Origin of the sequence: Mycobacterium sp. NAZ190054 (assembly GCF_001545925.1) — a bacterium.
Classification (GTDB): Bacteria; Actinomycetota; Actinomycetes; order Mycobacteriales; family Mycobacteriaceae; genus Mycobacterium.
Genome location: NZ_LMVQ01000188.1, coordinates 1 through 7,257 on the forward strand (window position 1 = coordinate 1; position 7,257 = coordinate 7,257).

9 protein-coding genes and 1 pseudogene are annotated in these 7,257 nt (G+C 68.6%); 5 read left to right on the forward strand and 5 right to left on the reverse strand.

The features are described 5' to 3' along the window. Window positions 1–78: 78 nt before the first annotated feature. Window positions 79–258: pseudogene (locus tag ASJ79_RS31045) on the forward strand (hypothetical protein); the annotation flags it as partial. On the opposite strand, the gene ASJ79_RS14545 reads toward ASJ79_RS31045, so the two are convergent. Beyond that, window positions 236–829, reverse strand: a complete 594-nt coding sequence (locus ASJ79_RS14545) for a TetR/AcrR family transcriptional regulator (protein WP_067956307.1) — start codon at window positions 827–829, stop codon at window positions 236–238. The pseudogene ASJ79_RS31045 and the gene ASJ79_RS14545 overlap by 23 nt on opposite strands. An 87-nt stretch (window positions 830–916) precedes the next feature. Here ASJ79_RS14545 and ASJ79_RS14550 point away from each other — a divergent pair, with 87 nt between their 5' ends. Beyond that, window positions 917–2,158, forward strand: a complete 1,242-nt coding sequence (locus tag ASJ79_RS14550; RefSeq protein WP_067956309.1) for an NAD(P)/FAD-dependent oxidoreductase — start codon at window positions 917–919, stop codon at window positions 2,156–2,158. Between the two features lie 20 nt (window positions 2,159–2,178). Beyond that, the gene (locus tag ASJ79_RS14555; protein WP_067956310.1) at window positions 2,179–3,228 is read left to right on the forward strand and encodes an LLM class flavin-dependent oxidoreductase; all 1,050 of its coding nucleotides are present in this window, start codon (window positions 2,179–2,181) and stop codon (window positions 3,226–3,228) included. On the opposite strand, the gene ASJ79_RS14560 is transcribed toward ASJ79_RS14555, so the two are convergent. From ASJ79_RS14560 to ASJ79_RS14570, 3 genes are read right to left on the reverse strand one after another with little or no spacing between them, the layout of a single operon-like run. Continuing rightward, entirely contained in the window at window positions 3,225–3,683 is a 459-nt protein-coding gene (locus tag ASJ79_RS14560; RefSeq protein WP_067956311.1) for a nitroreductase family deazaflavin-dependent oxidoreductase, read from the reverse strand. The two genes, ASJ79_RS14555 and ASJ79_RS14560, sit on opposite strands and share 4 nt — an antisense overlap. Window positions 3,684–3,686: 3 nt before the next feature. Further along, a complete protein-coding gene (locus tag ASJ79_RS14565) occupies window positions 3,687–4,124 on the reverse strand; it encodes an HIT family protein (RefSeq protein WP_067956312.1) in 438 nt (145 codons plus the stop codon). A 24-nt stretch (window positions 4,125–4,148) separates the two neighbouring features. Next, entirely contained in the window at window positions 4,149–4,619 is a 471-nt protein-coding gene (locus ASJ79_RS14570) for a glyoxalase/bleomycin resistance/extradiol dioxygenase family protein (RefSeq protein ID WP_067956313.1), read from the reverse strand. Between the two features lie 26 nt (window positions 4,620–4,645). Between ASJ79_RS14570 and ASJ79_RS14575 the strand changes: the two genes are divergently transcribed. Next, a complete protein-coding gene (locus ASJ79_RS14575; RefSeq protein WP_067956314.1) occupies window positions 4,646–5,479 on the forward strand; it encodes a helix-turn-helix domain-containing protein in 834 nt (277 codons plus the stop codon). Here the strand turns inward: ASJ79_RS14575 and ASJ79_RS14580 are convergent. Beyond that, window positions 5,457–5,960 carry a DNA-deoxyinosine glycosylase gene (locus ASJ79_RS14580; RefSeq protein WP_067956316.1) on the reverse strand — a complete coding sequence of 168 codons (504 nt, stop codon included), beginning with the start codon at window positions 5,958–5,960 and terminating at the stop codon, window positions 5,457–5,459. The two genes, ASJ79_RS14575 and ASJ79_RS14580, sit on opposite strands and share 23 nt — an antisense overlap. A 30-nt stretch (window positions 5,961–5,990) precedes the next feature. Between ASJ79_RS14580 and ASJ79_RS14585 the strand changes: the two genes are divergently transcribed. Continuing rightward, on the forward strand, window positions 5,991–7,106 hold the full coding sequence (locus ASJ79_RS14585) for an adenylate/guanylate cyclase domain-containing protein (RefSeq protein ID WP_067956322.1): 1,116 nt from the start codon (window positions 5,991–5,993) through the stop codon (window positions 7,104–7,106). Window positions 7,107–7,257 lie beyond the last annotated feature (151 nt).

Sequence of the window (7,257 nt, forward strand, 5' to 3'; positions counted from 1 at the left end):
ACGGACGCGGAACAATCTGCGGCCGCGTAAATCAGTTTGCGGTGTTCGAAGGGTCTGCTCGTCAGGAACGTGTTCTAGCCGGCACCGAAGTTCGGGCACGCGGCAACGGCCACGGTGCAGACCCCGCACGGCCCGGTCACGGTGCTGGGCTGCTATCACCCGAGCCAGCAGAACACCTTCACCGGCCGCCTCACGCCGGCGATGATGGACGAGATCTTCGCCACCGCACTCGCGGTCAAGGCGCCAGGAGTCGCTTGAGCGCGGCGAACTGAGCGGCCGTCAGGTCCCGGGCTGCCGCCGCGTCGCGGGCATCCAGGTGGTTCACCGACCACCGGTCGAAGATCTGCAGCAGCCCGAACGTGAGCTCGCACTGCAGCGACTCGGGGAGGTCGTCGCGCACGGCACCGGTGTCGCGACCCACCCGCAGCACCTCCTGCACCCAGTCGCGGGCCGCGTCCACGGTGGACGACACCGTTCCGCGTGCACCCTCCGGCGCCGCGCTGTAGAACATCCGCCCGAGGTCGACGAGGGACTCGTCGTGTTCCGCTGCCCGGGCCATGCCGGCGAACAGCGCCTCGACTCGTTCCCAGAACGCACCGCCGGCGAATTCCTGCGGCGCCGGGACGGTGACCGTGCGGGCCAGTACCGTCAACAATTCGGTCACCACGAAATCGAACAGGTCGGCCTTGGACTCGAACAGGTAGTAGAACGAGCTCTTGCTCATCGGGCAGAGCGCGATGATGGTGTTCAGGGACGCATTCTCATAGCCTTGACCGGCGAATTCGGCCGCCGCCACCTCGATAAGGCGCCGGCGCCGATCGGCGGTCATTCTTCTGATCCGCCCCGAATGCACGCTCGACACAGTAGCAGCACCATTGTGTGGACCGTGCAGTCCACACAATGGTAATTTCGGGTCATGTTCCGTCCGGTGCCGGTCGATCAGCAGTACGCGGGGATCGCCGGCGGCCGCCCGAAGGTGCTCGTCTGCGGGGCGGGTGTCGCGGGGGTGACGGTGACGCGACTGCTGCGCCGCAGCGGCGTGGATGCCGTCCTCGTCGAGCGCGCGGCGGCGCCGCCCGCCGGGTACATGCTGGCGCTGATGCCGATGGTCGAGCCGGTGCTCGACGACCTCGGCGTGCGTGAGCAATATCGGCAGGTGAGCACGCCGATCAGGCGGTACGCCGTCGACGGTCATACCGGACGGCGGCTGCGCGAGGACTCCGTGGAGACGGTCGTGAGTCCGTTCGGCGACTATCGGGGCGTGGACCGGGGCAGCCTCGTCGAGGTCCTCGCGGGCGACGACTTCGACGTGACGACGGCAGCCTCGGTGCGCGGCATCACGGAGCGGGACCGCGTTGTCGCGGTCACCATCGCGACACCAGACGGGGTCGGCTGCCACGACTTCGACGCCGTCGTCATCGCGGAGGGAATGCACTCGGGTACCCGGGACCTGCTCGGCCACTCCGTCAGCCGGGTCGACACCGGGTGGGGCGGCTGGGTCGTGTGGACCGATCTCGACGAAGCTCCGGAGCTCGGTGAAGAGGTCTGGGGTGCAGGGTGTTTCGTCGCGGCCTATCCCGTCGCCGGCAGGCTCGGGGTCTTCCTCGGTGGACCGCGGCCCGATACCGCGGCGGGACCGCGCGCCTTCATCGAACGCATGTGTCGACAGGTCTGCGCGCCCACCCCGCGAACAGAGCGTGCGATGGACGCGGTGGCCGCCGCCGACGAGCCGTACTACTGGGCGCTCACCGACGTCCGGGCGCGCGACTGGGCCCGCGGTCGCACGGTCCTGCTCGGTGACGCCGCGGCAGACTTTCTGCCGACCGCGGGCATCGGAGCCGGGATGGCGATGGAGTCGGCGTGGGTGCTCGCCCGCATGCTGCACGACAGCAAGCCCGACGGGATCGCCCCTGTGCTCTCCGGTTTCGAGCGGGCGCAGCGGCCGCGGGTGGAGGCCGCGCAGCGAAACTCGCGCCACCTGGCCCGGCTGATGTTCCGCCGCAGCCGTCTGCTGGCCTCAGCGCGCGAAGTGCTGCTCCGCGCCGTGAGTGTGGACCACGCGCTCGGGCCCATCCAGAAGCTGCTGCAGACGCCCCCACCGGTGACCTCGCAGTCGTCCCCGCCGAAATCGCGGGGGAGCCGGGGAACGGAACCGTGATGCAACGCGTTGGACCGTAGATGCGTCTCTCAGTCCTCGACCTCGTCCCCGTGCGCTCTGACCAGAGCACCTCCGATGCGATCGCCGCCTCGACGCTGCTGGCCCAGGCCGCCGACCGGCTCGGCTACACCCGGTACTGGGTCGCCGAACACCACAACATGCCGTCGGTCGCGGCCACCAGCCCGCCCGTGCTGATCGCCCACCTCGCCGCCCACACGTCGGCGCTACGCCTCGGATCGGGCGGGGTGATGCTGCCCAACCACGCGCCGCTGGCGGTCGCCGAACAGTTCGCGCTGCTGGAGGCGGCCCACCCCGGACGGATCGACCTCGGTATCGGGCGCGCCCCGGGCTCGGATCCGGTGACGTCGATGGCGCTGCGCGGGGCGGCCGGCCGCGACGAGCGCGACATCGAAGCCTTTCCCGGCTACCTCGACGACGTCGTCGCGCTGATGAGCAGCAAGGGGGTGCGGGTGCCGTTGCCGCGCGACCTGATGCGTGACAACTACATCCTCAAGGCCACGCCCGCCGCCGTCACCGAACCGAGGCTGTGGCTGCTGGGTTCCTCGATGTACTCCGCGCGGCTGGCGGCGGCCAAAGGACTGCCGTACGTGTTCGCCCACCACTTCGCCGGGCAGGGTACCGAAGAGGCGCTGCAGTTCTACCGGGACAACTTCCGGCCCAGCGAACTGACCCCGGAGCCGGTCACATTCCTGACCGTCAACGCCGTGGTCGCCGAAACCCACGACGAGGCAATGCGTTTGATCCTGCCGAATCTGCAGATGATGGCGCGGTTGCGGACCGGTCAGCCGATGGTGCCGCTGGATCTGGTCGAGGACGCCGAGGCGCAGCAGACCGATCCGCGGGCCCGGGCCGTGATCGACGCCGGACTGCGGCAGGCCGTGGTGGGCTCACCGGCGGAGGCGGCCGGCCAGGTACACGCGCTGGCGGAGAAGTTCGGCGTGGACGAGGTGATGGTGCACCCGGTCGCGTCGGCGTACCGCGGGGTCGATCCGGCCACCGCGCCGGCCCGCGAGGCCACGCTGGAACTGCTGGCCAAGGAGATCTTCTAACCCTTGGGCGTCAGCCGGACGAGCGGGATCCTGCGTGACGTCCGCTTCTGGTAGCCCTCGTAGCGGTTGGCGTTGCCGTCGTTGACCATCTTCCACAGCCGCGGATAGTCGGGGTCGTCGGCGGGCACCGGAGTGGCCGTCACCGCGAAACGCTTCGGGCCGATGTTGATCTCGATGTCGGGATGGGCCTTCAGGTTGTGATACCAGCCGGGGGCCTTCGGGTCGCCGCCCTTGGAGGCGACGACGTAGTAGCTCCCGCCGTCGGGAAAGTACGACAGGGTGTTGGTGCGCGGCTTCCCGGTCTTGGCCCCCACGGTGTGCAGCAGCAGCGACGGTGCGACCCCGGGCAACGGAATCCGGTGGCCGATGCGTCCGTCGGTGCTCTTGTAGAGCTTGTCGTGCAACATCAGCAGCCGAGTTCCGATGTTCTGTTCCACCCACAGCGCGATGCCCATGGGTCAATCCTTCTCGGCGGCGTCCAATTGCGCCAGTGCCTCGCGCAGCAGCCGTCCGGTCTCCTCGCGGTCGGGGTCACGGCGTATCAGCATGCCCTTGGCGAACTTCACCTTGTCGCCGTCGCGCCGCGGCACCACGTGCAGGTGGACGTGGAACACCGTCTGGAACGCGGCCTTGCCGTCGTTGACGGCGATGTTGTTGCCGTCGGCGTGCAGTCCCGACGCGCGGGCCGCCTTCGCGATGCGCTGACCCAACGTCGCCATTCCGGCCAGCGTGTCGGGCGGGGTGTCGGTCAGATCGACGGTGTGCGCCTTGGGGAACACCAGGGTGTGGCCGCGGGTGAACGGCCGGATGTCGAGGATCGCGAGGAAGTCGTCGTCCTCGTGGATCCGGATGGCGGGAGCCTCACCGGCGACGATGGCGCAGAACACGCAGGACATCCCGCCACGCTAGTGGACCCCGCGTCAGGCGTTCCGGACGGCCCACTCGCTCAACCGCCGGTCGCGTTCCTCGGCGGAGACCTCCTCGACGCGCGTCATCACCGTCCATCGGATACCGAACGGGTCGCGGAGCGAGGCGAACCGGTCACCGGTCGGGAAGTCCTGCGGTTGCTCGCGGACCGTCGCGCCGGCCTTCTCAGCCCGGGAAACGACGTCGTCGACGTCCGCGCAGTACAGCGCGATCGAGTAGGTGACGGTGTCGGAGTGGGAGTCGGGCGCGACAATTCGGTAGGCGTCGGCGGGGTCGCCGAGCTGCAGACGTCCGGTTCCGAAGTCCAGCTCGGCATGGGCGACGGTGCCGTTCGGGCCGTCCATCTTTTCGACCAGCGCCGCGCCGAACACCTTTGTATAGAAGTCGATCGCCGTTGAGGCGCCGTCGATGCACAGAAACGGGGTCAGGCTGGTGTAGCCGGCGGGGATGGGTGTGACGCTCATACGGCGAGTTTCGTAGTCTCGATGCGGTGGGCGCTTGGAAAAACGCGACAGCCGGTGCGCCGGTGCGCGGGGTCGTCGGGCGCGCGTCGAGTTCCTCGCTGTTCGACCTGCGGCGGTGGCCCGCCGACGGCGCGACGGAGAGGTACGTCGAGCACTTCTGGTCGGTCACCTGGGATCTGCGCGGGCAAGACCCGTTCGACAGCGCCGTGATCACCTTCCCGTCCATGCACATCACTCACGAATGGGGTGAAGACGGTGCCCGGCACGGGTTTTCGCTGCCGAACACGCTCGTTCACGGCGTCGTGGAACGTGTCTTCCGCACCACCATCAGCGAACGAGGCTGGGTGGTCGGGGCACGATTCCGGCCGGGCGGATTCACCGCGAGGTTCGGTGGCGACGCATCGACGATGACGGGCCGGGTGCAGCCTGTCGGCGACCTGTTCGGTGGAACGGTCTCCCTACCGGACGATGTGGACCGCGCAGCGTCGGAACTGGACGGGCTGATCGCTCACGGCGGCGGGCCCGACAACACCTTCGCGGCGCTGGCCGCCCTGGTGGACCGGATCAGGGACGACAGCGGAATCCACCGGGTGGAGCAGGTGATGAACCGTTCGCCGTGGGGAGAACGGACCACCCAACGGGTTTTCCGCCGCTACGTCGGCGTACCCGTGAAGTGGGTGTTGTGCCGGTACCGGCTGCAGAACGCGGCGCTGGAGATCGAAAGCGATCCGGAGGTCGACTTCGCCGACCTCGCGGTCCGGCTGGGCTGGTATGACCAGGCGCATTTCATCAACGATTTCCGGTCGTTGCTCGGCAGCACACCGGGGGAGTACGCCGTCAGGTACGGACAGCGTCGGTGATCTGCCGCCACGCCTCCAGTTTGCGGTCGAAGGACATGGTCTGGGCCGGGCTGGTCGACGGCAGCCGGGTGTAGGTCAGCGCGTCCCGTGAGCCGACGAGGCGGCGGTAGTTCTTCTCGGCGGCAGCGCCGTTGAAGTAGACGTGGGTGATGCCCGGATGGGCGGCGTAGAACCCGGCGAAGTCGTTGGGCACCATGCTGTCCGGCTCGACCGACGAGTCGAGGCTGCCGATCCTGCGACAGCGCCTGAGTACATCCCATACCGCGACGCCGGCGCCGGTCAGCGTGGCGACGCGCTCGTCGTACGGGTCCATGAGATCGAACCCGAACAGCGTGCCCATGATGGCCCAGAAGGCGTTACGGGTATAGGCGTAGTAGCGCTGCGCCTGTAGTGACGCGACGCCCGGCATGTTGCCCAGGACGAGGATGCGTGCTCCGGGAGCAGCGAGCGGCGGGAAGCTCTGCAGCGTCGGGGAGGCCATGAGGCCGACTATGCCGTATAGGTTGGCCGGGTGGCCGAAGACCTCGATCTGGAGACATCCGGGCTGCTCGACGGGCTCGAAGGCAGTGCGCGCACCGAGCGTGCGGAGTTGATCCGTTGGCTGGTCGGCCGCGGCGTGGGCCTCGATCAGATCAGCGGCAACCCCGCGCCGATGCTGCTGGCGTCGCGTCGGGTCATCGGTGACGACGGCCGGTACGTGTCGGCGCGGCAGGCCGCGTCCGAGGCCGGTGTCGACCTCGCACTGTTCGAGCGGATCCAGCGCGCGATGGGACTGCCCCGGGTGGAGGATCCGGACGCCGAGGTCTTTCTCCGTGCCGACGCCGAGGCGGCGAAGTTCACCCGTGACTTCCTCGACGTCGGAATCGATCCCGACGAGTTGGTGCAGATCACCCGGCACCTCGGTGACGGGCTGGCGCGGGCGGCCGAAGCGATGCGGTATGCCGCCCTGGCCGCCGTGATACGGCCCGGGGCAACGGAATTGGAGATCGCGCAGGAATCCGAGACGCTCGTCGCGAATGTGGCGCCGCTGCTCGGCCCGATGATCCAGGAGGTGCTGCTGCTGCAGCTGCGCCACGCGATCGAGAGCGAGGCCATCAACGCGACCGAACGTGCTGAGGGGCAACATCTTCCGGGTGCGCGGCTGGTGACGATCGGGTTCGCCGACCTCGTCGGGTTCACCCGCCTCGGTGAGGCCGTCCCTCCTGAGGAGTTGGAGCGGCTCTCGCAGCGGCTGGCCGATATGACGCGCGAATTCGCAGTGGTGCCGGTGCGTTTCGTCAAGACAATCGGTGACGAGGTGATGTTGGTCAGTCCGGAGCCGGCACCGTTGCTCGAGACGATGCTGCGGCTGGTCGAGGAAACGGAGGACGACGGCGACTTCCCGCGGTTGCGCGCCGGTGTGGCCACCGGCATGGCGGTGAGCCGCGCGGGGGACTGGTTCGGAAGCCCGGTGAACCTCGCTGCGCGGGTGACCGGGGCGGCGAGACCCGGGTCGGTGCTGGTGGCCGAGTCTGCTCGCGACGCGATCGGGGACGACGACCGGTTCGCGTGGTCGTTCGCCGGCGCCAAGCACTTGAAGGGGATCAAACCGGATGTGAAGACGTTCCGGGCGCGCAGAGTCGAGTGACCGTTTTGTCGGACCTTCGAACTAGTGTGCGGCTCCTCAGGTTCTTGTGGGTAGCTGAGGGTGCAGTCCGCCGAGGCAGAGATAGATCATTGAGGTCAGTGTTCGGGCTGAGTGGTGGCCGTAGCCGCGGGCGTTGATGAGGCGGATTTTG

Excerpts from the sequence above, each read along its gene's own strand:
- ASJ79_RS14545 (WP_067956307.1), bottom strand. The coding sequence starts at position 829 with ATGACCGCCGATCGGCGCCGGCGCCTTATCGAGGTGGCGGCGGCCGAA.
- ASJ79_RS14550 (WP_067956309.1), top strand. The coding sequence starts at position 917 with ATGTTCCGTCCGGTGCCGGTCGATCAGCAGTACGCGGGGATCGCCGGC.
- ASJ79_RS14555 (WP_067956310.1), top strand. The coding sequence starts at position 2,179 with ATGCGTCTCTCAGTCCTCGACCTCGTCCCCGTGCGCTCTGACCAGAGC.
- ASJ79_RS14560 (WP_067956311.1), bottom strand. The coding sequence starts at position 3,683 with ATGGGCATCGCGCTGTGGGTGGAACAGAACATCGGAACTCGGCTGCTG.
- ASJ79_RS14565 (WP_067956312.1), bottom strand. The coding sequence starts at position 4,124 with ATGTCCTGCGTGTTCTGCGCCATCGTCGCCGGTGAGGCTCCCGCCATC.
- ASJ79_RS14570 (WP_067956313.1), bottom strand. The coding sequence starts at position 4,619 with ATGAGCGTCACACCCATCCCCGCCGGCTACACCAGCCTGACCCCGTTT.
- ASJ79_RS14580 (WP_067956316.1), bottom strand. The coding sequence starts at position 5,960 with ATGGCCTCCCCGACGCTGCAGAGCTTCCCGCCGCTCGCTGCTCCCGGA.